Raw genomic sequence first — 26,109 nt, 5'->3', positions numbered from 1 at the left:
CAACACATTTGGCACACTTCTGCCCAGGAGATAAAAAGACTTAGCATTATTTAAATAAGCTTTTTTGCCAAATAGCAAACCAGTACAGCTAATTAAGCTGTACTGGTTTTTATACCTAAGTGGATTCATCTAGGCTGATTGCCGATAGTGATCAACAGCAAAACTAAATAAAACTTTGATCATAAAAAATAGACTCACCATCAAAAACCACGTTGGCAGCGATAAGTAAATCAACAAAAAGATGCCATAACACATTAAGTTTGCAGCAATAAAACCCTGGATTGATTTACCATGTAACGCATTAACAACAGATGCTGCCACTATCGTATATGCCCACATAAGCAGTGCAGTATCTAGTGGCTGTGAAAGTAACCACGCAATCACTATTATATGAACGTGAATGGCAATAAAAATCAGCCTATTTTTAGGACGCTTTGTGTAAAACTCATTGGTACCAAGAGTGAAATTAGCAATACATCCTGCTAATACGTCAGCAATTAATATAAAAGCTAAGATTGCTCGCCAATTATCGAGTTTAATCTCCGCAACCGAATAAATAACCCAACTGCCGACTAAAGCAAACAAAATAGTACCGGTGATCTCTAAAATCGATTGTTTTTCGCCAAACACTTCATGCAAAAATTCAGGGGTTTTAAAATACTTCATTGTTAAACATTTCCTTATTTAAATTAAATTAAATTTTTGAACAATGACTTTCCATGTTTTTAACTATGCAAGTAGGCGACAAGATAAGCACCACTAGCAGCCAACGAAATAACATTATCTATATAGACACGGCATTAATTAAAAAAACACCGTAAAGGTAGCAGGATATGCTCAGGGATCTGATCAGAAATCACATACTTTTTTGCATCAACTGTGACTTCAAATAAAAGATACTCTGAATTTCTGCCAATATAACGCTCACCTATATTTGGCGTTATCTTATATATATTTCCGGTAAGAGTAAGCTGACTAGAGGCTGATATCTTTTCAAACCCGCCGTAAGGGCTGAGATGACCCTCTACGTTGTGATCTTTTAAGTAGTCGTTTCGAGGATGGCCAAACCATATAGGTTCGACACGAATTTCACTACTTTGAAATAATTTATTTGCTTGATAATGAATGGGCTCAAAGCACTGCTTCTCTATTTTAATATCACTGCAACCACTGATAAATATCACGGCAAGTATTGTAGTATACTCAATGTATTGCATATCAACGTATTCCTTTACATACACTTGGAGTTAGCTATTGGCAGCACTGCAATACCAGCATTCTTTATAACTCACATTTGCGCTGACGCTGGAGCAAACATATATCAAGGATATCGTAACTGCCTGCAACTTCCAGTGTAATTTGATGAATATTGACGCTTAAACATGACTTCATTAGCAAAGACAACAACTATGTCTTTTTAGTGTTCAGAATTACTTTTCTTAATTACGAGACTTAATAGCAGCCTAGATTACTATTAAGCCATTAATATCTAAGACATTATTTTAAATAGCAGCTCTCTTACTGTGGCAGGTTCAAATGGCTTGTCACATATGGCGTCTACACCAGCTTGAGCAATATTAGCTAAATGAGTGTCGTTTGCCTCAGAACTCACCATCAAAATAGGAATATGCGAGTAAGCATTCGAGCTTCTTACGGTCTCCGTTAGCTCTTTACCATCCATTTCTGGCATATTGTAATCAGTAACAATTAAATCAAATGATTGACTATTAAGGTGGTCAATCGCTTGTTTGCCATTTTCGGCTTCTACAGGCGCCGGTATTCCCATTCCAGCCAAGACCCTAATAATATGCTTGCGTGCAAAACGACTGTCATCAACCACAAGGACACGCAATAGCGTTACATCAAAATGTTCTAATTCAACTTCTTCTTCAGTAATAATATCTAATGTTGCCTTTAACGCTCGCGTAATTGCCTCAGCACTAAACGGCTTTGGTAAAATAGCTAATACCCCGGACTGCCTTAACTGTTCAAGATAGGTTTTATTGCGCTCTGTCGATACCAACATAAAAGCTTGATGCTCAATACCTGGGGTTACTCTGATTTTTTGCAATAAAGAATCAGCGCTACCGTCAGAAAAATACATGCTGCTAATGACCAAATCCGGCTGATAATTCTCCAGCATTGTTAACGTTTGCGCTTGAGAAGTAGCAGTTTCTATTTGTGTAACACCGCATTGAGTAAGTGACTTTATAATAAGCTTTTGCTGAACATCTGATGGCTCTACTAATAATATTGATAAATTGGCTATTGCTGTTAAGTCTTTCATTTACATCTCTTCAGTATTGCTATGTTTAATTAGTAACGGTTATTTTTGTAAAAATCAAAAATACAGTCATCGTGATTATGCTTTTTATGATCTTTTTTGCTAAATAAAGCGCGTATCAAGCTCGCGTTTAGTTACGTTGAATATAGTCTAATGCCGTCATTTTATGATAATTAACATTACGATGCATAACATGCGCAGGTTCTGGATCAACAATTTCGATTGGGATATCGTAACTGCGTGCCACTTCTAGCGCCATTTGAGTAATATTAACGCTAAACGAAGTGCCAATAAAAACGATTTTATCGGCATCAAGCATCCGCTGTTGTGCTTCGCTAATACGATAAAGCTCAGTGTAATATTCATCAAATAACAACACAAAAGGCTTTAAAGATTGATCCAGCACAGGCTGCTGGTTTTCGATGTTAAACAGCTCAAGCAGTGACTCATGTAAGCGGCTTTCGTCTACATTATCCCACGGTGTCGCATGCGCTTTCACATCATCACCTTGCTCATGAAACAAAGTCATTTTATCAAGCCGACCATGAATGGCGATATAGTTTTTATTGCCTGCTTTGCCATCTAGCCCGTCAATATTTTGTGTGATCAGGTTTTTATCGCTCAACCATTGATGAACTTCGTTAGGACCATGGTTACGGTAGGTGGCAAAGCGATGATAATACCAAGCTAAAAACTCACGCGGGTTGTTTACATACATAGCACGTGTAGCCATTTCCATTGGCGTATAGTTTTTACTACCAATAGTCCAAAACCCATCTTCACCTCGAAAGGTAGGAATACCGCTGGCGGCACTCACACCGGCTCCTGTTATATATAATGTATTCATAGCGTTCCCAATAAGCGCTAAACACACGTTTTATTTTTGCCTTGCTCCTTTGCTTGATAAAGCAATTCATCAGCTTTGTGCATCGCTTTATCAATAGACACATCCGCGGTTAATTTACTGATCCCCATACTCACTGTAACAGCCAGCTGGTTTACACCAATATCTAAACGATTTTGTGATAAAGCATGATGAATATCGTTGGCAAATTGTGTCGCTTGTTGTTTATTTTTATGACGTAGAAAAAATAAAAACTCTTCACCGCCCCAGCGCGCCACCATATCATTTTCACTTAACTGAGCAACAAATAATTCAGCAAGGTGTTTTAGCACTTCATCGCCAACTGAGTGACCATATTGATCATTAATATCCTTAAAATTATCTACATCCGCAATAATGATACTCGCCGTTTGCTGCTGTGCTTCAAATTGCTCGAGCTCTTCCATTGCATAACGTCGATTGGGTAGGTTTGTTAAAGGGTCACGAGTCGCTAAATATTCATTTTTTTGAACAAGTTCAATCAAACGATGGCTGTACATTTGCCGAAAATATTCATAAAAGCCACTCAACAGAGCAACAATAATAAAAGAAGCAATAATGCGAATTGGAAAATAAACCGAGTAGCCGCTGTAAAATTTAAAGTAGCTCGATAAATAAAAGGCGCCAGTTACGCAAATTACAAAAATAATTAAATCAATGATTCCCCGTTTAAAACCACGCACAAAAAAAGTAACCGGAGATACAATAAAAATCCAAATCGGCCCAGTGCCATGGCTCCCACCTGTAAGTACTAAATAAATCATTAAAGCATATAAAGTATACAGAACAATTAAAGAGGAAATCTCAACTCTATCGCCAAGAAAAAAAGAGGAAGCAAATAAAGCCGATGAGCCTAATAAAGGATAAGCCAAAATAGGTTGATTATTAAACAAAGCTATCATCGCCATACAAAGCGTTGTTACCGTACCTATTGCGGCGAATAACCTAATAATAAGTTTTCGCTCGGCCATATCGGAATAGCTAATCATCAATACAATGCATCACTTATCAATAGTAAAGGCAATCTTTGCATACAAAAGCTGATTGTAAGATTGCACTAAAATTAAAATAATTAATCAGTTACCAGTTCAAATATAGTCTAGACATAAGATCATTGTAAAAGTGAAAGTAGGAAATAATTACTAAAAGTCAACTTATACACGGATAACATCTTCGTATTACTAAGCTGAGCAAATAGGTTTTTGCACCTCATTGCATAAAAAATTCGCCTGCTCATTAACAATAATCTTCAGTCTTATCTAAGTTGCAACAGACTCGGTAAGACTGGAAATATTGCTAAAGCAGAGGATAAAAGCGGCCTCAAAAGTATCATTTAATAATTATATTTTGTTTTTTATAAGCCTAGCGAGAAAACCTTAAAAACATATGGTCAGAGCATTTATTGATTTTTTACCGTAGCGATTGCAGCATGATATTACCGATCAGTTGATAAATTAAAGCTGTAGTATTCCCATACTACCCTTACTTACTGTGAGCATGTTTAACTGGACAAGCAGTAAATACATTAACAAATCGTAAGGAGCAGCAAATGGCTAAAGTACTAATGATCACTGGTGACTTTGTAGAAGACTATGAAAATATGGTGCCGTTTCAGGCATTAATGGCAATGGGCCACGATGTGGATGCAGTCTGCCCAGATAAAAAAGCAGGCGATATGATTGCCACCTCTATTCATGATTTTGAAGGGGATCAAACCTACAGCGAAAAGCGCGGTCATAACTTTGCGCTCAACGCGACATTTGCCAACATTAATGCCGCTGATTACGATGCGCTTTACTTACCAGGAGGACGTGCACCTGAATATCTACGTTTGAATGCTAAAGTAATTGAGATCATTAAGTATTTTGCAAATAACAATAAACCTATCGCTTCGGTGTGTCATGGCGCGCAATTACTCACCGCCGCAGGTGTTATTAAAGGTAAAAAAATCTCTGCTTACCCAGCTTGCCAACCTGAAGTGAAAATGGCCGGTGCCGAGTACGTTGAGTTACCAATGGATGGTGCAATTACCGATGGTAATTTAGTTTCAGCACCAGCTTGGCCTGCGCATCCGGCTATGTTAAAACAGTTTGTCGCTTTGTTTTAACTAAAATTACAGGGAAAGGTCATGTGCCAATTATTTATAAATGCTCACAGTGAATTATGGAGTAATAAAACGAAGTCTTTACGTATTGATGGTGTCGTCACTTCAATTCGGTTAGAGCAGTTTTTTTGGCACACTTTAGAAGAAATTGCCGCACGCGATAACATGAGTATTAATCAGATGATTTGTAAACTGTATCGCGAATCCCTGCAAGCAAAACATGACGTGAGCAATTTCACCTCTTTTTTAAGAGTTTGTTGCTCACGTTATCTCGCGCTGATCGCCAATGGCGAGATCTGTCGTGATCTTAGCCAACCATTGGCGAGTGTTGATGTACAGCAAGTGCTCAACCGTGAGCAAAGCCGGTACTTTTCAAATTAAAAGCTGTAATTAATCCCAGCATAATAACGGCGGCCTGAATAACTAGTATTAAGTAGCCTCGCATCGGTATCTTTACCCAAACGTGTTACCGACTCCGATTGCGTTAAGTTAATTACCGCTGCGGTAAAGCTTAAGTTATCGGTAACGTTATATGCTGCATTTACATCTACTTGCTGGTATGGGTCTTGGTAGACATTTAAACCACTGTTAATACCGAGCACCGTTTCACCTCGTTTATTGTACGAAGCGCGAATGTTAAAACTATCCCCTTCATAATAAACGGAGGTGTTATATTGATATTCAGCACTGCCTATTAATGGCGACTCTGCTAACTTTTCACCTGCAACTGTTACATCGGCCTGATTGGTGTTGTTATACGTGTAGTTTGCGTAAATACCAAAGCCATTATCAAAGGCGTGTTGAATAAACACTTCCACCCCTTTTGATACCGCATCAGTACCATTACCTACGGTGCTATACGGGGAAATGCTAATAGTACCAGCATCAACAAGACCTGCTTGCCCTGCAAATTCACGCTGTGAATCAATCACCAGTGGCACGATAAAGTTATCGACCTGTTTATGAAATAACGCTACACCTAATGCAGAGCCTGGCGCGTAGTAATACTCAAGAGATAAATCGGCTTGTACTGACTCAAACGCTTTTAAATTTTTATTGCCACCACTGCCACTAAATCCGGGTTGTTCATTAAAAGCGGCGCGATCATCTGCCCATTCGTCCGACACATAAGTAATACGCTGTTGACTACCCAAATCGCCGTAATCGGGGCGCGACATCACTTTAGCAAGCGCACCACGGATCACCACATCATCGCTGGCATCCCACGCAATATTTAAACTCGGCAATACGTGGGTGTCTGTTGTTTGCTGCGTGATCAACTGGTATTGCTCAACTAAACGATCATCACCGGTGATTTGCTCGCCCGTTTCGTCATCGGTTTCATCCAATAAAAAGGTATAGAGATCGGTTGAAGCACTGCGAGTCTTGGTTTGTACAACGCGCACACCAAAATTACCGCGTATATCACTGTATTCAAAATCACCTTGTAAATAAAACGCACTGATCTGCTCGGCAATATCATAGACAAAGTTATCTTCAATTCGAGTATACGGCACGTAGTTGCTGTAAATATAATCGCGATATTTATCCCAATTAATAGTTGGCATTAAATTGATATTAAAGCCACCAGCAATATTGCTTTCACCTTCCACATTAAACACATCTTGTGCCTGTGGCATACCATTATTCCATTGATAGCTATCAAATTGCGTGATACCCCCTGAGCTTGCCTCGCCTGCGGCAATATCAAAACTCGGATCAAGGAAAAAGTTGTTGCCCGTTTCGCGATGCAGTGATGCATCACGGTATTTTGCACCAGTGCGAATGGTGGTCAATATGCCCCAATCAACATAAAAATCAACGTCGCCTTGGTAGTACTTTTCTTCTAAGGTGCTACGTACAAAACTTGAGTTCGATGATCCTGCATCACGACCTCCGCCAACACCTGCGAGTAAGTTATTGAGTGTATTTGGGTCTATCAGCATCGAGATACGGTCATCACTGATTGACCAAGCGGCACTTTGCGAAGCGTTCTCAATATTACTTTGCCCCTCACCCGCGTTTGAGCTTTTATACGCTGCTTGCCAACTTTCTTTTGGCCCGCCTTTAGCTTTAGTTTTACCGACGACAAAGCGTGCTGTAAAGTTATCGCCTTCATAGCTTAAGTTAAAATCAAAAGTATCAGAGGTTGACTCTTCATCCACATAACTGCCGCGCAACCACGGCAATTGCATATCTTTTTCAACGCCACTGGCCATGGCGCTATAGTCCATGCCATTGACAATTGTGCCACTTTCATCAAGTGTAATACCTGTTAAAAAGTCAGGATTTAACGCCCATTCCGGCATATCAACGACCGAGTCGCTGCGTTGTTGCTTTAAACTAAAACCAAAGTAATTAAAACCTAGTTCAATGCGATTAGTTGGTCGCCACTGAGTCGAAAACTGCACGCCTTCACGTTCACGTTTTTCATTCACAACAGAGCTGCGCACCACCTGCGGAAACCACATATTCTCATAACGTTGCCCGTTGGCATCAGTCACTGCGCCCCAGTCATTACTGTTATCAACCTCGTTACCATTTATATCAACGGCTTGCTGACCTGTGTAACGCCAAACATTGGCATCTGTGCCACCAGAGAGCGTACGATTGGTGCGTTCTTGACGGGTATAGCCAAGTAAAAAACCAAAGCTATCGCTATCGTTTTTCCATGAATACAAACCAGTAAACTGAGGTTCATAATCTTCCGTTACATCTGCATAAGTACTTTCAACATTAAAAACGCCCGAATTAGCATCCATATCCAGTGGTTTGCGGCTATGCATTAACACTGTACCACCGACGCCACCTTCATCTAGTCGCGCTTCAGGTGATTTGAATACTTCAACGCTTGCGATCATCGCTGATGGGAGTAAAGCATAATCAAATGAACGAGATGGCTCCCCTGGTGAGGAGGCAATAAAATTACCATTTAACTGCGTGTAAGTAAGATCAGACGATAAACCACGAATACTTACCGTTGATCCTTCACCGCCGTCACGTTCAATCACTACACCCGGCACACGGGCTAATGAATCAGCCACGTTTTTATCAGGGAATTTACCAATGTCTTCAGCGGTAATGGCATCAACCACAGAACTCGATAAACGCTTCACCGCTAAGTTTTCAGCCATGCTAGAGCGAATACCTCGCACTTCAATCACTTCCATATCTTTTTCTGTTTGAGTGCCTGTTAATTGCTCGGCAGCCGCCGCATTCATAGCACTAAAAACCGATAAACTAATAACGGAAAAACGCAGCGATGCTGCTAAAGGCGAGTAACACGTTGAGGTTGACATTGAATGTACGAGTCCATTACTGGTTAACAATTGTAAAGGCGGCAATTGTACACAGCCAGACTTAATGGATTGTTAACCATAACTTGCAAGTAACTGAATAAGCGAACAAATAACCACCTCATAAGTAGCCTTGCTCGCACCTAAATAACAGAGCTCGATAGGTTAATTACTCAAGCCTTGCATCCATAACGTTACTAACTGCTGAGCACAAATACCTAGCGCTGGGGTCTCATTAGTGTCAGCTGCTGTAGTAAAAATTTTCTGCGCAACTTGCCGACCAACAAGTTGAGAGGCTGAGGTTTTATCTATACGTTGTTGATAAAAAGCCGTTAAGGCGTGCTCTAAATCATCATACTTTTCTAACACCCGTACAAGATGCCAAGCATCTTCTAGCGCCTGACATGCCCCCTGCCCTGAAGTAGGTAAAGGAGCATGAGCCGCATCTCCCATAATCAGTACGTTACCTTGATGCCAATATGGCAAACGGTCAATATCGTGCACAAATATTCGCTTCAGTGAGTTTTCATCATAAGACTTAAGCACCTGCTGTACTGCATCTGGCCAAGTTAAAAAACGTTGGTGCATTTCTTCATACCAAGTAGATAGCGGCCGCGCTTTATCAATATTTGCACTCCACCCGGCAGCCCAATAACAAAGGTCAGCTTTAACAGGCACAATACCAAAGCGCTCGCCACTGCCGCGAAAATCATGGATCACATTATCTAAAGTGCCCGGTTTTAACTGGCTAATAGCAATAATATTAATAAACCCCTGATACTGAGGAGTGATTTTTTCAGCATATAAGAATTGCCTTACCACCGAGTTCATCCGCCCATCAGCACCCACAACTAAATCAAAATCTTGTTTTAGTTGAGCAATCTCTGATACGGTTATTGCGCTGTTAAAATGTATGTTTGCTCCTAAATCAGCTAATGTGCGGCCCAACACACTCATAAGATCACGGCGCAATATACTGATACTAGAAAAACCACTGAGTGTATTTACTTTTGCAATATCAAATTCACTTTGCACCGTGCCATGCTGATCACACAGACGCATAAACAAAGGCATACCGCCCAGCGCTTGGATATGTTTATCCAAGCCCATTTGCTGTAACACAAACATTGCATTCGGCCATAACGTTACCCCGGCACCTATAGAAGAAATCTCACTATCGCGCTCAAATATGCTCACCTGATAACCTTTTCGTGCTGCAAGAATGGCCAGCGCTATTCCCCCGATGCCCGCACCCACAATGGCAATTCGCTTGCTGTTCATATTCTTTACCTCAATAATTAACTGAATAACCATTATCACAAAGTCATTTTTTAAGATAAATTAGTAATAATTGCGTTATTAATCCCATATTTTGAGTTAATTAATGATTGATAAAATCGAACTTCAGTGGTTACTCAGCTTTCAGTGCGTATATGAACAACTGAGCTTTAAACTCGCAGCCGAACAACTGCAATTGCCTACATCTAATGTTAGCCGCCATGTCGCGTTATTAGAGAAGCAACTTAATTTAAGGTTATTACAACGTACCACCCGAAAAATGATTGCAACGGCTGCAGGAAAACAACTTTATCAATCTATCACCCCACTGATACAAGCAATGAATGACTCGCTAGAAGAGGTGTCTGTGTATGGTGATTCTCTTGCCGGGCACCTTAAAATCATCATGCCTGATCTGCCTTTTTTAGCCGAAATAAGCGCAGAGTTTTGCTCTGTGCATCCACAAATACAACTAAGTTGCGATACGCAATTAAATCCAACCGAAGGCTTGTTAGAGGGATTTGATCTGGTGCTACGCTTTGGCCGTGGGCCATTGGACGATTCAGGTTGGATTGCTAAAGAACTGCTGCGCTGGCCCAGTTGCATTGTTGGCGCGCCACAACTGATAAACAATGCGCCACCGCCTCGCTCGCTAGATGAGTTAAGTAAAGTTCCTTGTATTACTAGCTTATCAGTACTGCAAGGTATGCCTTGGCGTTTTAAACAACAACAAGCAGTGCAAGTAAAATCTAATTTTAAAGTAAACAGTGGCAACATGGCCAAAGCCGCTGCACTAAAAGGACTCGGCTATGCCATTTTACCCACTCATGCATGCCAAGAAGATATAGACAACGGCTCATTGATCAATATTAAACTCGACCATGAACCAGAAGATCTGGTGTTATACGCATTTTATGCAGGCAGGAAATACCCGCTAGAAAAGGTAAAAGTATTTTTAGAATTCTTAAAGTCTAAATGCGCTACAATTCAGTAGGGGATCAATGCAGTTAGATGTATATGGTTAAAAGAGAAAGGTAAGAGTTAACCAGCTAAATTTTGCAGACACTGTCTGCAAAATTTAAAAACTGCAATAAACGTATCTATAAAGCGTTTAAATTTTTCGGTAATAATGGGCAGTGCTTTTTAACCCATCAATCTCACATACTTTTCGGCCAGTTCATCTATACTTTCACGATGATTCGGATCGGGCTTTATACAATCAATGGGGCATACACTCACGCAGGTGGGTTTGTCGTAATGGCCTATGCATTCAGTGCATTTTGCTGGGTCGATTTGGTAGATTTTAGCGCCCATATAAATGGCTTCGTTAGGGCACTCTGGATCGCACATGTCGCAGTTAATGCATTTGCTGTTTATTAGTAATGCCATGATTTACCCGTTAAACAGCTTGTTTGAAAGGATTGCGGGTGTCTTGGTTTTCATCCAAGTTGCGCATAAGTATGGCGTGCTCTAAATCGATAGTATCAGGCAGTGGAATTTTTACTATGTGGCCTGAACCTTTAGCATCGGTAATACTTTCGCCTTTTTTGTTTTCCATGCATTCAAGGGTAAAGCTAATATTACCTTTAGGGGTCATCAGCTCTAATGAATGACCCACACAGAATTTGTTTTTAACATCAATCTCAACTAAACCAGTGGCATTTCGCCCTAATACTTCGCCAACAAATTGTTGCTTGGTAGAAACTGAATGGCCGTATTCGTAGTTTTGATAATCTTGATGGGCGTGGCGCTTTAAAAAGCCTTCGGTGTAACCGCGATGGGCTAGGTTTTCTAATGTTTTAAATAAATCAGCGTCGAATGGTTTTCCTGCTGCGGCATCGTCTATTGCTTTACGATAAACCTGTGCTGTACGCGCAACATAATAAAACGATTTAGTACGGCCTTCTATTTTTAAGCTATGAACGCCCATTTTTGTAAGCTGCTCTACGTATTGCACGGCGCGTAAATCCTTTGAGTTCATGATATAAGTGCCGTGCTCGTCTTCAAAAGCGGGCATATATTCACCTGGGCGGCCTTGCTCTTCAAGCATTACAATATCATTACTTGGCGCGCCGTCGCCAAGAGTAGGAATAATCTGCTGAGGATCAAATTTATGTACCATTTCACCGGTTTCGTTTTCAACACCCGGTTTTACATCGTATTCCCAGCGGCATGCGTTGGTACAGGTGCCTTGATTTGGATCGCGTTTATTAATATAACCTGACAACAAACAACGGCCAGAATACGCCATGCATAATGCGCCATGTACAAATACTTCTAGCTCTGTTTCTGGGCAAAGCGTGCGAATTTCACTTATTTCTTCAAGTGATAGCTCGCGGGACAAAATCACCCGTTCAATACCTTGCTTCGCCCAAAACTGTACGCTTGCGTAGTTAACTGCGTTTGCTTGTACTGATAAATGAATAGCCATATCAGGCCATTTTTCACGTACTAGCATGATTAAACCCGGATCTGACATGATCAGCGCATCTGGCCCCATCGCAATTACCGGTTCAATATCGCGTAAATACGATTTCACTTTGGCGTTGTGCGGGGCAATGTTTGATACTACATAAAACTTTTTATTCAGCGCATGCGCTTCATCAATGCCTATTTTTAACGTTTCCAGATCAAATTCATTATTACGCACTCGCAAACTATAACGAGGTTGCCCGGCATACACCGCATCAGCCCCATAAGCAAAGGCATAACGCATGTTTTTTAAACTGCCTGCTGGTGACAATAACTCTGGGATAAATGGTTTAGTTGAAAAAAACTCTGAGGTATTAGTGGCTGACGGCATGTGCGCTCCATACATCGAACCGAGTACAAGTCGGTTGCATGAATAGTTAGGGTAAATAAAGCGCGCAAGTATAAGGATTACGATTAACCGCAACCTTGATCAAGATCATAAAAGACTGTAATCAACTAGCAGGATCCTTCTGCTCGTTAAATCAATTTTTACTCCCGAGCTGGTTTGCAAACTGACTAACAGCATCAACGACTTGTTGCGCACCTTTTTTAATTTTGCTCATTACAATGCCAGACTCGTTGGACAGCTCTAAGCCTTGTTGTGCTTTAACTTTGCCTTGTTCAATAACCGCCACTGTTGATTGCGTTAAACTTTGATTTTGTTGTACCACATCAACAATCTCTTCGGTTGCTTTACTGGTTCTTGAAGCTAATTGGCGAACTTCATCGGCAACTACTGCAAAACCACGGCCTTGATCGCCCGCTCGGGCGGCTTCAATCGCGGCATTAAGCGCTAATAGATTCGTTTGGTCGGCAATGCTACTAATACTTTGTACTATATTTGCTATAACCTGAGACTGCTTATCTAGTGCTGAAATCTCTTTGCCGGCTTGCTCCATTTGAACGGCTAATTCATTCATAACTTGTACTGTTTGTTGTACTACTTGCGCACCTTGATCGGCGATATTGTCGGTCTCTGTTGATGTGCTATGGGCAATACTTGCAGCAGCTGCAATAGCCTGCTCTCTTTCTACCTGTTCGGTGATCACAGTGGCAAATTTAACTATTTTATAAAGCTCATTCGCCTCATTAAAAATAGGATTATAAGATGCTTCTAACCATACAGTATTGCCATATTTATCAATGCGTTTAAAACGACTTGCGATGTATTCGCCCTTGCGTAATCGCTTCCAAAACGCATCATATCCGGCTGAATTGGCTTCATCCGACTCACAAAAAATACGGTGATGTTGACCGACTACTTCTCGCTCAGAATACCCCATACCTTTTAAAAAGTTATCGTTTGCTCTTAATACGATTGCATTGGTGTCAAATTCAATCACAGCTGTAGAGCGGTGCAGTGCTTTAATTAAATCTTGATTTTCACGGGAAGTTTCTATGGTTCGTGTTAACAAAGTGCAGTGCAAAGTAAGATGAATAAACTGCCCATGCTGATCGGTTATTGGGTGTAAAATGCTCCGCAACCAATCGCGTTTTCCATCTTGGTGTGTAAATTGAATTGCCCCAGCCCAATGTTTACAGTCCTTTATCGCTTTTTTAAATGAGTTAAAATCAGGATTTTGTCTCGCATTTTCAGGTATAAAATTAAGTACACTTTGCTCCAATAACTGTCTATCTGAATAGTTAAATTCGCGTTCAAAATTAGTGTTCTGTCTGATCACATGGCCCTGTTTATCGAGCTCTAGAACAAGCATTTCGCTCTCTAGACTTTGCTTTACCTGCTCGCCAATAGCAAGCATGCCTTCTAATTCGGCAATTTTATTTTTAAAAGATTGGTTAAAAAACATATGTTACCCTAGTTATTTAGTGTGCACGGTATACATTTTTAGCCAGAAAACGTATCTAATAAAATGAAAACGACTAAACAATATAAAAAAAGTGTAGCTTAAAGCTAGTTATACTATTGTACGTAATATAACTATTTCTAGCTCAAAAAGAGTTAAAATATTTCTTTTTCTGTGATGGATAAGAATTTTTTACCTAAAAAGAAAATGAAAATACCAATTCCACTAAGATAAACTTAAATATAATCAAAATAATGAAAACATTGCGCATCAATTCTTCCGTCACAAAGGCGGGGCATGACTGCTGATTATTCAGCTTTTAGTTGTTTTAAAAAAGTATATCAGGCAGCAACAAAGCGAGCCTAAGTAAATAGTTAAAGTGGTTACTTTTTACATTTTTGTAATCTTTGCCTAGATACTTTTTCGTTAGAACAATATGTCGACCACTTCAGTCTACAAACTGCAGATAATCCAGTAAGGTAGATGGGAGCACATGTTAATTAGCTGCAATGGCATTTAAACCTTGCAGCCAATCGTTCTTACAAGCTATCACCAAAGAGTTACTTAGAAAGTAACACCTCAGGTGTTTGTAATAAAAACTGCTTGCCATTATCTAAGCTTATTTCGATATAAAACACATGGCTGCTTTCAAATTCAGGCGCTGTATTGAGCGTAAAATTAAAGTATCTTTGCATCATAACGGGTAGTAACTCTTGCACTTTTGCAACTGTAATAGCTTCTTGGCTGTTCTCAATATTAAATTCAATGACACTAAACACATCATTTAAACTGCTGCCAGATGTTAAATCAGCACTAAAGTCAGCGGACGAATAAATATTAAGCTTAGTTAATTTATTATTAGCCGGAATAACAACAGGCAAAGTTACGCAATTTTCAGCATAAGTTTTGCCTTCATCAAGTTCGTTACCGTCGCTGTAAACATTGGCTCCTGAAGCTTCAAATGATAAGTCAACTTTATCATAAGAAATTAAAGTATTCGCTTGGTACTCACCACCATTAACCGCTAGTTCAATCTTATTTATATCAATTGCAATAGCTGTAGGCGGGCACTCTAATGCAGCCTCGTTGTCTGAACCACACGCTGTAATAAAATTGGCTAACAGCACAATCACAAATAACTTTTTCATTATTATTTCCTTTTTAAGATATTCAATTTTCTAATTACAACTCAAATTTATGAAACAATTACGACACAGTAATAATTTCCTGCTAATAAAGCCCTATTTCCTATACTCGGTCCACGGTTATTTAAATATCGCACAATTGTCATCAAGCTAGTTTTTAATAAAACTAGGCATTGCCTACTAAAACGCGTATAATTCGCGCCCGTTAATATTCACACTTTTACTTAAAAATTATTGGAGCATAAAGATGGCTTTAGAGCGTACTTTCTCAATCGTAAAACCTGATGCAGTTGCTAAAAACCACATCGGCGCTATCTACAACCGTTTCGAAACTGCTGGCCTTAAAATCGTTGCAGCTAAAATGGTTCACCTTTCACAAGAGAAAGCGGAAGGTTTCTACGCAGAACACAGCGAGCGTCCTTTCTTTGGTGCTTTAGTATCTTTCATGACATCTGGTCCAGTAATGGTTACAGTTCTTGAAGGCGAAAACGCTGTTCTTAAAAACCGCGAAATCATGGGTGCTACTAACCCTGCTGAAGCACTAGCTGGTACTTTACGTGCTGACTACGCTGATAGCATCGACGAAAATGCTGTTCACGGTTCAGACGCTGTTGAATCTGCTGCTCGCGAAATCGCGTACTTCTTCGCAGACGAAGAGCTTTGCCCACGTACTCGTTAATTCGAACGCGCTAAGCAAAAGTAAAAAGGGCTTTCGAGCCCTTTTTTAGTCATTAGTTAAAGTATTAATTATCTAATTTATGATGTTTTACTTAATGATTAAAGTGAGTGAATTGTGTACAATTCTCTTTTGTAAATTTTTATCACCACCGTCACTGATTAAGGTTGTTTCATGACCACTGAGCAAAAAAAGATTAACTTATTAGATTTAAACCGAGATGCAATGCGCGAGTTATTTGTATCGTTCGGTGAAAAGCCATTCCGTGGCGATCAGGTGATGAAATGGATTTATCATTTTGGCGTTGATAACTTTGACGAAATGAGCAACGTTAACAAAAAGCTGAAAGAAAAACTTAAAGCAGAATGTGAAATTGTCGCGCCTGAAATCACCGTACGCCAACAAGCCAGTGACGGTACAATCAAGTACGCGCTGATACTTGAAGGCGGCCAAGAAGTTGAAGCTGTGTGGATCCCAGAAAAAGAACGTGCCACCTTATGTGTATCATCGCAAGTTGGTTGTGCGCTTGAATGTACATTTTGCTCAACAGCGCAGCAAGGGTTTAACCGTAACTTAAAAGTATCTGAAATTATCGGCCAAGTTTGGCGTGTGGCCAAAGACATAGGCCTTGATGGCAACAGTGAAAAGCGTCCGGTCACCAACGTCGTTATGATGGGCATGGGCGAGCCATTGCTTAATCTTAAAAACGTAGTTCCGGCAATGGAATTAATGATGGACGATTGGGGTTTTGGTTTATCTAAACGCCGCGTTACTTTAAGTACCTCTGGTGTGGTGCCTGCACTTGATTTATTGAAAGAAAAAATCGACGTTGCATTGGCTATTTCTCTACACGCACCTGATAACGCATTACGTGATATCTTAGTGCCAATCAATAAAAAATACCCAATTGAAGAGTTTTTAGCGGCGTGTCGTCGTTACATTGATGGCTCTAAAGCCAATAAAGATGTGACCATTGAGTATGTGATGCTAAATGGTATTAACGACAGCACAGATCAAGCCCATGAATTAGTTAAAACACTCAAAGGCACACCATCTAAAGTGAACCTTATCCCGTTTAACCCATTCCCAGGTAACGAATATACACGCTCTAGCAACAGCCGTATTGACCGCTTTTCAAAAGTGCTACAAGCAGCAGGTATTACCTGTATTGTTCGTCGTACTCGCGGTGATGATATTGATGCGGCCTGCGGCCAGTTAGTTGGTGATGTAGTTGACCGTACAAAACGTTTAGCGAAAAAGAAAATGCGCGACGATAATGCGATTGCGGTTAATATCCACCAAGCATAATCTGTTGTCGTGAATCAAAAGCCCTTAGCGCTGCTTTATTTTTAAATAAATGATGCAAGATAAGGGCTTTTCGGTAATATAGGTGCATGGACAATAATAAAGAGAAGAAGTAATGCGATCTTTACTTGCTTTAACTATCAGTGCACTCGCTTTAACTGGGTGTGTAACTGAAAATAGTTATGATGGCAATGACAAACCAGTCGTTGAAAATAAAATCAATAATACCGGCGCAGCACGTACCCGAATAGCCTTAGCATTAGAATATTTAAGCACTGGTAATAGCTCGCAAGCAAAGTATAACCTCGAACGCGCCGCGTCTTTCTCTCCTGATCTTCCTGAAGTCCATTATTCATTTGCTTATTATTACCAACAAGTCGGCGAAAACGTACAAGCCGATAAAGCCTATCAAAAAGCAATAAAAATTGATCCCAATGATCCTAATACCCGAAATAACTACGGGGTATTTTTATGCGGTATCGACGAGTACGACCGCGCCACAGAACAATTACTCAAAGCCATTGCCATCCCAAGTTATATACGAGTAGCAGAAAGTTATGAAAATTTAGCTCTGTGCGCCATTGAGTTTGATGATTTTGATAACGCTGAAAAATATTTCAAATCGGCCATTAATCACAGTTCAATGCGTGCCTCATCACTGATCAGTTTAGCCGCTTTGTATTACGCTAAAAGTGATTTACATAGAGCAAAAGAAATACTTGAGCGTTATGAGAATAGTGGTCAAGTATCGTCTCGCTCATTACTATTAAGCTATTTAGTTGAGCAGCGTATGGGCCACATTGAAAAAGCCGAAACCACTGCGGCAATGATATTGCAAACCTACCCAACCTCAAGTGAAGCGGGGATCATTCGCGAGCAAAAAATCAAACGTAGTGAGTTTGAAATACTGCGCTCGCAATACCGCCAAGCAAAATTAGATGAGCTACAAGCAAATAGCCCTGCGGGAGAGGTGATTTCGGCACCCAAAATACGCATTGTAAAAAAGAAAAAAGCGCCAGCAACTAGTACGTCGGCGCAAAGTATCACAACGCCAACAATGGCCGTTAAAAATAACAATGCAAGCAGCAATGAATTAACTGCCGCGTTGCTAACCTCACCGGTTACGCCAACGCAAAGCACCGCATCACAAACTAGCCAGCAAAGCCAAGCAACAGTATCAACACCTGTCGATACGAGTGGTATTTTGGCGGCTTTAAGTACCACAGCAATAACAACGCCAGTGCAAACAAACGTTGATACTACCGCTGTACAGATCAGTGCTCCAGCAAACAATAATGATCCTGCCGCAGTAATGTCTGCTCTGGTGGTCGCACAAACACCAAACAATCCAGCTGTAAATTCAACTCAAGCGACGGACATTGCATCATTAGCCTCTGAGGAGGCAGTTACTAAAGCATTAGCAATACCAACTGTGCATTTAGCAACAGCGCCCACAGCGACTGCCGCAACGCCTCCCCAAACGCTTGCTCGCAGCAACAAAGCACAAGATGGTGTAAAAATTGTTTCTTTTGGTGCGCCCACTGATAGCCAAGCCGTTGCAAATAACAGCCAGGCTTCAACCCCAAGCCAAGCACAATTTAGTGATCAATTAACGGATGAAGAAAAGGTGGTTTTTTACCAGCCAAAACGCAACGCCGCCGTCTTCGCAGAGTCAGGTTATAGCTCTACACCTGAAATCCGTTTTCAAGATCCGCAACAAAATACTCACGCACCGTTGCTAAATTCGCGGATCCCACAATTAACGACGCCTTACCATGTTTTGCAAGATGGTGAAAACCTATTTAGCATTTCAGTACGATACAATGTTAAACTACAGAAATTACTCCAATGGAATGGTCTGAAAGAATCTGATCGGGTGGTCAATGGGACGAAAATTTATCTCAACGATCCCAACATTTATTACGAAATTAACGTCGGTGATACTTTGTATAGTATTGCCACCAAGCGTCGCTTGTTAATTGATCAGTTAATGCGATGGAATAAATTAAGCCCGGATGTTGCACTTAAACCTGGGCATAGACTGTTACTAGTGGACCCTGAATCATACTCATTATGAATGATGAAAATACGGAATCAACAACGCTCACTCTTGGCCAAACTTTAAAAAGTAGCCGCGAGCAAGCGAATGTCAGCTTAGAAGAGTTGGCAAAAAATTTAAAATTATCGGTGTTGCAATTACAACGTCTTGAGAATGACGAACACCAATTAATCGGCCCTGCTACCTTTGTTAAAGGTTATGCAAAAAGTTATTGTCGCGCCTTTAATTTAGATACTGCGGCCGTTTTAGCGCTGTTCCCTGAACCTCAGGAAACCGTTAAAAAAACCAACATGCAAAGCTTTTCTAGACGAACAGAAAAAGAAGCCCATGATAGTCGGTTGATGCTGGTGAGTTACGTTATTCTGGCAATTGTTATTGGTTCATCCGCATTATGGTGGTGGCAAAATTCAACCCCTCTTGACGAACAAGTTGTAACGCAATCTTTAAATAGCTTTGCCGAAGAGACAGTTGCAGTCGCACAAGCAGAGCCTGACGTGGCGTCAATCAGCCAGCTAGAACAAGCTGGCCCTGATGAATCGATTGATGACCCCACTGCGGCGCAAATTATGGAGCAACAAGCCGATACCACCGAACTAGACGTTGTCCCGAGCGAAGCGTCAAGCGAGCCACAAAATGATGGCCTTGGCACCATAGTTATGCATTTCAATGAAGAAAGTTGGGTTGAAATTCATGACGGTAAAGGTGATAAAGTGGCATTTGGTGTTAAAAAAGCGGGTTATGATATGACTGTATCAGGTCATCTGCCTTTTTCTATCGTGCTTGGTAAGCATCAAGCTGTTGATATCACACTTGACGGTGAAAAGATTGATATTTCCAGTTTCCCAAAAAATCGTTTAGCTAAATTTAATTTACCGTTAACAGAGTAGTCACTATGTTTTCAGAATCTCCCATTAAACGCAGAAAATCTACCCGCATCAATGTGGGTAACGTACCGATCGGTGATGGCGCCCCTATTGCAGTGCAATCAATGACCAACACCGATACCATGGATGTTGATGCAACTGTTGCACAAATTCAAGCTATTCAAGATGCCGGCGCCGATATAGTGCGTGTTTCCGTGCCGACTATGGACGCCGCCGAAGCATTTAGAAGCATAAAAGAACAAGTCACCATTCCACTGGTTGCAGATATTCACTTTGATTATCGTATTGCTTTGCAAGTAGCAAAGTATGGTGTTGATTGTTTACGTATTAATCCTGGCAACATTGGCAGTGAAGAGCGTATTCGCGCGGTAGTCGATGCTGCCCGTGAGCACAACATTCCAATTCGTATTGGTGTTAATGGCGGCTCATTAGAGCGTGATTTACAAGAAAAGTACGGCGAACCAACGCCCGAAGCGTTACTTGAATCAGCCATGCGCCATGTGAATATTTTGCGCCGTTTAGATTTTGATCAATTTAAAATATCAGTAAAAGCTTCTGATGTGTTTTTAGCTGTGGGAGCATATCGCTTACTTGCTAAAGAAATCGACCAACCTCTGCACTTGGGGATCACAGAAGCAGGCGGTATGCGTTCAGGCTCAGTGAAATCAGCTGTAGGCTTAGGTATGTTACTTGCCGAAGGTATCGGCGATACACTGCGAGTATCGTTGGCGGCTGATCCAGTGCAAGAGATCAAAGTCGGTTTTGATATTTTAAAATCACTGCGCATTCGCTCTCGCGGGATTAACTTTATTGCCTGTCCGAGCTGTTCACGTCAAGAGTTTGATGTGGTTAGTACCATGAACCAACTTGAAGAGCGTTTGGAAGATATCATCGAACCGGTATCAGTATCGGTTATTGGTTGTGTGGTCAATGGACCTGGCGAAGCGTTAGTGAGTGATATTGGTTTAGCTGGTGCAAACCGTCGCTCGGGCCTTTATATTAATGGCGAACGTCAAAAAGCCCGAATTGATAACAACAATATTGTTGATCAACTCGAAGGCTATGTACGCGACTTTATCGCACAAAAAGAAAAACAGACCCCTATCGACATTAAAATCGTCGAATAAATACAATATAGTCGGCAAACAAAGCCGTTTGCCGTTTACCTTTATAGCTAGAACGCTATAATGACGGGTCAATTTTTAGCATTCTTGTTGTGTAGTCATCTTTTATTACGCAAAAAACAGTTTTTAGGATTTAGCAGTGGCAAAACAAATTCAGGCAATACGTGGAATGAACGATTGTCTGCCGGGCGATACCCAAGTTTGGCAGAAAGTAGAAAACATCTTACGCGAGACAGTAGCATCGTTCGGTTATCAAGAAATTCGTTTTCCAATTGTAGAATCAACCGATCTTTTTAAACGCTCAATTGGTGAAGTCACCGATATCGTTGAAAAAGAAATGTACACCTTCGCCGACAATAATGGCGACAGCTTAACACTTCGTCCTGAAGGTACCGCTGTATGTGTACGTGCTGGTAATCAAAACGGCTTACTGTATAACCAAGAGCAACGCCTTTGGTATATGGGCCCAATGTTTCGTCATGAACGTCCGCAAAAAGGTCGCTATCGTCAGTTTCACCAATTTGGTTTAGAAACCTTCGGTATTGCCAGCGCTGATATTGACGCTGAAGTGATTTTACTGACGGCGCAATTATGGCAACAATTTGGCATCAGCGAACATGTTCGTTTAGAGCTTAATTCTTTAGGTTCAAACGAAGCTCGCGCGCAATACCGTGATGCACTTGTGGCATATCTTGAGCAACATATTGATGCACTAGACGAAGACTCAAAACGTCGTATGTACAGCAACCCACTGCGCGTGCTAGATAGCAAAAACCCTGATGTACAAGCGGTTTTAGTTGATGCACCAAAACTGTCTGAACACTTAGATGCTGAATCAAAAGAACATTTTGAAAATTTATGTGAACGTTTAGACGCCGCAGGCGTCATATACACGGTTAATGAAAAGTTAGTCCGTGGCCTTGATTACTATAACCGCACTGTTTTTGAGTGGGTTACAGATAGCCTCGGCTCACAAGGTACTGTATGTGCAGGTGGCCGTTATGATGGCTTAGTTGAGCAATTAGGTGGCAAAGCAACGCCAGCTGTGGGCTTTGCTATGGGTCTGGAACGTTTAGTGTTAATGTTACAAGCATTGGAATGTGTTGGTGACATTCGTCGCAACGCTGATGTATATTTGGCAGCGATGGGCGACAAAGCCAGCATTCAAGCCCCTATTATCGCAGCTAAATTACGTGCTGAAGTACCTGGCTTACGTATCATGGTCCATGCCGGTGGCGGTAACTTTAAGAAACAACTTAAACGCGCAGATAAAAGCGATGCACTCGTTGCACTGATTATCGGCGAAGATGAATTAGAACAAGGCGTAGTGACAGTTAAGTATTTACGTGAGCGTAAAGAACAGGTCACCTTAGAATTAGAACAAATTAAAACGCTTTTAGCTGAGCTAATAAACAGCTAAAAAAGACGAGGTAGTAATGGATATTTATTCAACAGAAGAACAACAAGCTGAAGCGATCAAACGTTTTTTTCGTGAAAATGGTGTATCACTGGCGCTAGGTGTAGTGCTTGGTTTAGGTGGCCTGTATGGCTGGAAAGCATATAACCAAAATCAAATTACAACTGCTGAAAGTGCCTCTGATGCATATACTCAGCTGGTTGAAGGTGGCGAAGTATTAGGTTCGGCAGATACATTTATCGCAGAGCACAAAGATACTAACTACAGCGCACTTGCAGCCTTTGTTGCTGCTAAAGAAGCCGTAGAAAAAGGTCAACTTGATGTAGCCAGTGAAAAGCTCAGCTGGATAATGAATAATGTTACCAATGCAGATTTAAAAGCAACGGCGACCACCCGTTTAGCTCGCGTGCAAATAGCACAGCAGCAATACGACCAAGCTTTAACAACGCTTAACGCTAAACTTGCAGATTCATTCACTGCAACAGTCGCTGAGCTTAAAGGTGATATATACACAGCTCAAGGCGATGCAAATCAAGCTCGCACCGCTTATCAGACTGCTGCAGATGCGGGCGGTCTGGAGAATAACCCATTATTGCAAATCAAACTTGATGACTTAGCAGTAACTAGCCCAACGGCGTAAGGGGTTACCATGAAAAAATTAACAGCGGCAACCATAGCGCTATGTATGGCAACCTTAGTCGGTTGTTCATCAAGCGATGACGAAGACGAACTGGTATTGCCTGAAATCGTTAATCAGTTTGAAACCAAAGTAATTTGGCAAGAAAGCATTGGTGACGGTGTTGAACATTACTTTTCTCGGCTAACACCGGCGGTATATAAAGACCGTGTTTTTGTAGCAAGCCGCGCTGGTAAAGTCGAAGCGCTATCACTTGAAAACGGTAATACTCTTTGGGAGACGGATGTTCGCGAAAATTTGACCTTTTGGCCATGGCAAAGCGACATTAGTGCAAAATTATCCGGTGGTATTTTACAAGCTTATGGTAAAATTTTTATCGGCTCTGAGCATGGTTATTTAATTGCCCTTGACCGTGAAACGGGTGATGTTGTTTGGCGCAAAAAAGTTCCCGGTGAAGTGTTATCAAAACCAGCTGCCGGTGATGGCCTTATATATGTTAACCTAGGCTCAGGTAAATTATTAGCCCTTCACCCTGATACCGGTGAAGAGCGTTGGAGTCATGAGCAAGAAGTACCCGCATTAACACTACGCGGACAAAGCTCTCCGACCGTTGCTAACGGCGGTGTATTAGTTGGCCTTGAAACAGGCAAGTTAAGTGTACTTATCTCTGATAGTGGTTACTCTGCGTGGAGTGCTGAAATTGCTACAGCAAAAGGCGCATCAGAATTCGAACGTTTAGTCGATGTTGATACACAACCTCTGATCAGTGGTCCTTATGCGTATGCTATTGCCTATAATGGTAACTTAGCAGCTGTAGATATTCGCTCTGGTAATGTTGTCTGGAAACGCGAATACAGCAGTTACCGTGAAATTGCCATGGATACCCAAACTATTTACGTAGTAGATAGTAATGGTGTTGTTTATGGATTAGATAAAACCTCTGGCATTGAACGCTGGAGTCAGCCAGCCCTTCGTGGTTGGTACTTAACAGGGCCTGCGGTAGCAGGAAATTACTTAGCCATGGGTGACCAAGAAGGTAATCTACATTGGCTGAATAAAGAATCAGGCGAACTTGTATCGCGTGAAGACTTCGACAGTTCAGGCTTTTTTATTGAGCCAATTGTTGCTGACGACAAACTGATTTTATACACCCGAGATGGTGAAGTTAGTGCGGTAAAAATACCGGACTAATTTGCTAAATAACTATAAGTTATTAATAGTTAATTTATTTTTTTAAGGCTTCGCTATGCGAAGCCTTTTGTTGTTTTTTTAAGAGGTAGTTTATGCTTCCCGTGATCGCTCTAGTTGGGCGACCCAATGTGGGCAAATCCACATTATTTAACCGTTTAACACGTACGCGTGATGCACTCGTTGCCGATTTTCCAGGCTTAACGCGAGATCGAAAATATGGCCAAGCTAATTACGATGGCTATGAATTTATCGTGGTAGACACGGGCGGTATTGATGGCTCTGAAGAAGGCATCGAAATCGAAATGGCTGATCAATCGCTACTGGCGATTGAAGAAGCCGACATCGTATTATTCTTAGTTGATGCACGCGTAGGTATGACAGTAGCTGATCAAGCTATTGCCAACCATTTACGTAAACAAGAAAAGAAAAGCTTTGTTGTTGCCAATAAAACTGATGGTATTGATGCTGACTCAAATTGTGCTGAGTTTTACCAATTGTCACTGGGCGAAGTACATCATATTGCAGCCGCTCATGGCCGTGGTATTACCTTGTTACTTGAACACACCTTACAGCCTTTGCTTGCAGAGCTGAGTGCGCAAAATGATGATGGTAAAGGCGATGACGACGAGTTAATCGATTTATACTCTGAAGATGATGAAGATTCTACAGCGCATGAAGCATTTGCAGATAAGCCAGTAAAACTTGCTATTATCGGTCGTCCTAACGTAGGTAAGTCAACACTGACTAACCGTATATTAGGTGAAGAACGCGTTATTGTTTATGATATGCCGGGCACAACCCGCGATTCTATTTATATTCCAATGACTCGTAACGAAAAAGAATACGTGTTGATCGACACCGCTGGTGTACGTAAACGCAAAAAAGTCAGTGATGTGGTTGAGAAATTCTCAGTGATCAAAACCCTCCAAGCAATCGAAGATTGTAACGTGGTGCTATTGGTTGTAGATGCCCGCGCTGGCATTTCGGATCAAGATTTAAGCTTACTTGGTTTTGCCTTAAATTCTGGCCGCTCACTGGTTATTGCTGTGAATAAATGGGATGGCCTTGATGATTACGTGAAAGATCGTATTAAATCGGAGCTTGACCGTCGCTTAGGCTTTATTGACTTTGCACGCTTACACTTTATCTCAGCTTTACATGGTACAGGTGTTGGTCATTTGTTTGAGTCAATTGACGAAGCTTATGAATCAGCAACTAAGCGTATTAGCACTGCTATGCTGCGCCGTATCATGGATATGGCACAAGCTGATCACCAGCCGCCACTGGTTCGTGGTCGCCGTGTTAAGCTTAAATACGCGCACGCGGGTGGTTATAACCCACCACGTATCGTAATTCACGGTAACCAAGTACATGATTTACCTGATAGCTATAAACGCTACTTAATGAATTACTATCGTAAAGCATTAAAAATTATGGGCACGCCTATCAAAATCGAATTTAGAGAAGGTGATAACCCATTTGCAGGACGTACTAATAAAGTGACGCTTTCGCAAAAACGTAAGATCCGCGCATTTAGTAAAGAAAACCG

The 26,109-nt window shown here is 41.2% G+C and carries 23 protein-coding genes; 12 read left to right on the top strand and 11 right to left on the bottom strand.

The window, feature by feature from the left end; all coding sequences use genetic code 11:
• Nucleotides 1–129: 129 nt before the first annotated feature.
• The 5 genes from H5183_RS15425 to H5183_RS15405 all read right to left on the bottom strand — a co-directional run bounded on the left by H5183_RS15425 (nt 130) and on the right by H5183_RS15405 (nt 4,138).
• Nucleotides 130–666, bottom strand: coding sequence for a hypothetical protein (locus tag H5183_RS15425; protein WP_145242050.1), 537 nt, complete (start codon nt 664–666; stop codon nt 130–132).
• Between the two features lie 134 nt (nt 667–800).
• Nucleotides 801–1,217 (bottom strand): hypothetical protein, encoded by a 417-nt coding sequence (locus H5183_RS15420; protein ID WP_182732112.1) that lies wholly within the window; start codon nt 1,215–1,217, stop codon nt 801–803.
• A gap of 272 nt (nt 1,218–1,489) precedes the next feature.
• Nucleotides 1,490–2,287: a response regulator gene (locus H5183_RS15415; RefSeq protein ID WP_145242054.1), complete on the bottom strand. Its 798-nt coding sequence runs from the start codon at nt 2,285–2,287 to the stop codon at nt 1,490–1,492.
• A gap of 127 nt (nt 2,288–2,414) precedes the next feature.
• The gene (locus H5183_RS15410; RefSeq protein ID WP_182732111.1) at nt 2,415–3,131 is read right to left on the bottom strand and encodes a Sir2 family NAD-dependent protein deacetylase; all 717 of its coding nucleotides are present in this window, start codon (nt 3,129–3,131) and stop codon (nt 2,415–2,417) included.
• 17 nt (nt 3,132–3,148) lie between these two features.
• Nucleotides 3,149–4,138: a GGDEF domain-containing protein gene (locus tag H5183_RS15405; RefSeq protein ID WP_259397344.1), complete on the bottom strand. Its 990-nt coding sequence runs from the start codon at nt 4,136–4,138 to the stop codon at nt 3,149–3,151.
• Between the two features lie 578 nt (nt 4,139–4,716).
• Here H5183_RS15405 and H5183_RS15400 point away from each other — a divergent pair.
• Both H5183_RS15400 and H5183_RS15395 read left to right on the top strand, forming a co-directional pair.
• On the top strand, nt 4,717–5,274 hold the full coding sequence (locus H5183_RS15400; protein WP_182732110.1) for a DJ-1/PfpI family protein: 558 nt from the start codon (nt 4,717–4,719) through the stop codon (nt 5,272–5,274).
• 21 nt (nt 5,275–5,295) lie between these two features.
• On the top strand, nt 5,296–5,652 hold the full coding sequence (locus tag H5183_RS15395) for a ribbon-helix-helix domain-containing protein (RefSeq protein ID WP_145242060.1): 357 nt from the start codon (nt 5,296–5,298) through the stop codon (nt 5,650–5,652).
• Here the strand turns inward: H5183_RS15395 and H5183_RS15390 are convergent.
• Nucleotides 5,649–8,570 (bottom strand): TonB-dependent receptor, encoded by a 2,922-nt coding sequence (locus H5183_RS15390; protein ID WP_182732109.1) that lies wholly within the window; start codon nt 8,568–8,570, stop codon nt 5,649–5,651. The genes H5183_RS15395 and H5183_RS15390 overlap by 4 nt on opposite strands.
• A 162-nt stretch (nt 8,571–8,732) precedes the next feature.
• Nucleotides 8,733–9,848, bottom strand: coding sequence for an FAD-dependent monooxygenase (locus H5183_RS15385; protein WP_182732108.1), 1,116 nt, complete (start codon nt 9,846–9,848; stop codon nt 8,733–8,735).
• A 103-nt stretch (nt 9,849–9,951) separates the two neighbouring features.
• Between H5183_RS15385 and H5183_RS15380 the strand changes: the two genes are divergently transcribed.
• Nucleotides 9,952–10,839 (top strand): LysR family transcriptional regulator, encoded by an 888-nt coding sequence (locus H5183_RS15380; RefSeq protein WP_182732107.1) that lies wholly within the window; start codon nt 9,952–9,954, stop codon nt 10,837–10,839.
• Nucleotides 10,840–10,988: 149 nt separating this feature from the next.
• Here the strand turns inward: H5183_RS15380 and H5183_RS15375 are convergent, their stop codons facing one another.
• From H5183_RS15375 to H5183_RS15360, 4 genes are all read right to left on the bottom strand, one after another.
• Nucleotides 10,989–11,234, bottom strand: a complete 246-nt coding sequence (locus H5183_RS15375) for a YfhL family 4Fe-4S dicluster ferredoxin (RefSeq protein ID WP_182732106.1) — start codon at nt 11,232–11,234, stop codon at nt 10,989–10,991.
• Between the two features lie 10 nt (nt 11,235–11,244).
• A complete protein-coding gene (yegQ, locus tag H5183_RS15370) occupies nt 11,245–12,648 on the bottom strand; it encodes a tRNA 5-hydroxyuridine modification protein YegQ (protein WP_182732105.1) in 1,404 nt (467 codons plus the stop codon).
• A gap of 151 nt (nt 12,649–12,799) precedes the next feature.
• A complete protein-coding gene (locus H5183_RS15365; RefSeq protein WP_182732104.1) occupies nt 12,800–14,125 on the bottom strand; it encodes a PAS domain-containing methyl-accepting chemotaxis protein in 1,326 nt (441 codons plus the stop codon).
• A gap of 557 nt (nt 14,126–14,682) precedes the next feature.
• Nucleotides 14,683–15,270 carry a hypothetical protein gene (locus H5183_RS15360; protein ID WP_182732103.1) on the bottom strand — a complete coding sequence of 196 codons (588 nt, stop codon included), beginning with the start codon at nt 15,268–15,270 and terminating at the stop codon, nt 14,683–14,685.
• Between the two features lie 244 nt (nt 15,271–15,514).
• On the opposite strand from H5183_RS15360, the gene ndk reads away from it, so the two are divergent.
• The 9 genes from ndk to der all read left to right on the top strand — a co-directional run.
• A complete protein-coding gene (gene ndk, locus H5183_RS15355; RefSeq protein WP_008111339.1) occupies nt 15,515–15,946 on the top strand; it encodes a nucleoside-diphosphate kinase in 432 nt (143 codons plus the stop codon).
• Nucleotides 15,947–16,117: 171 nt separating this feature from the next.
• The gene (locus H5183_RS15350) at nt 16,118–17,251 is read left to right on the top strand and encodes a bifunctional tRNA (adenosine(37)-C2)-methyltransferase TrmG/ribosomal RNA large subunit methyltransferase RlmN (RefSeq protein WP_145239689.1); all 1,134 of its coding nucleotides are present in this window, start codon (nt 16,118–16,120) and stop codon (nt 17,249–17,251) included.
• A 112-nt stretch (nt 17,252–17,363) separates the two neighbouring features.
• The gene (gene pilW, locus H5183_RS15345; RefSeq protein WP_182732102.1) at nt 17,364–19,325 is read left to right on the top strand and encodes a type IV pilus biogenesis/stability protein PilW; all 1,962 of its coding nucleotides are present in this window, start codon (nt 17,364–17,366) and stop codon (nt 19,323–19,325) included.
• Nucleotides 19,322–20,194 carry a RodZ domain-containing protein gene (locus tag H5183_RS15340; RefSeq protein WP_145239694.1) on the top strand — a complete coding sequence of 291 codons (873 nt, stop codon included), beginning with the start codon at nt 19,322–19,324 and terminating at the stop codon, nt 20,192–20,194. Before pilW ends, H5183_RS15340 begins: the two co-directional genes overlap by 4 nt.
• 5 nt (nt 20,195–20,199) lie before the next feature.
• Nucleotides 20,200–21,318, top strand: a complete 1,119-nt coding sequence (gene ispG, locus H5183_RS15335) for a flavodoxin-dependent (E)-4-hydroxy-3-methylbut-2-enyl-diphosphate synthase (RefSeq protein WP_145239699.1) — start codon at nt 20,200–20,202, stop codon at nt 21,316–21,318.
• A 136-nt stretch (nt 21,319–21,454) separates the two neighbouring features.
• Entirely contained in the window at nt 21,455–22,735 is a 1,281-nt protein-coding gene (gene hisS, locus H5183_RS15330) for a histidine--tRNA ligase (protein ID WP_145239702.1), read from the top strand.
• Nucleotides 22,736–22,751: 16 nt separating this feature from the next.
• Nucleotides 22,752–23,372, top strand: a complete 621-nt coding sequence (locus H5183_RS15325) for a tetratricopeptide repeat protein (protein ID WP_145239705.1) — start codon at nt 22,752–22,754, stop codon at nt 23,370–23,372.
• Between the two features lie 9 nt (nt 23,373–23,381).
• On the top strand, nt 23,382–24,560 hold the full coding sequence (gene bamB, locus H5183_RS15320; protein WP_182732101.1) for an outer membrane protein assembly factor BamB: 1,179 nt from the start codon (nt 23,382–23,384) through the stop codon (nt 24,558–24,560).
• Between the two features lie 92 nt (nt 24,561–24,652).
• Nucleotides 24,653–26,109, top strand: a 1,457-nt coding sequence (der, locus tag H5183_RS15315) for a ribosome biogenesis GTPase Der (protein WP_182732100.1), incomplete at its 3' end; no start/stop codon positions are given.

This window comes from Pseudoalteromonas sp. SR44-8 (genome assembly GCF_014163635.1).
GTDB classification, from domain to species: domain Bacteria; phylum Pseudomonadota; class Gammaproteobacteria; order Enterobacterales; family Alteromonadaceae; genus Pseudoalteromonas; species Pseudoalteromonas rhizosphaerae.
Note: the sequence above shows the minus strand (reverse complement) of the source record. Positions and strands in the feature narration are given on the sequence as shown.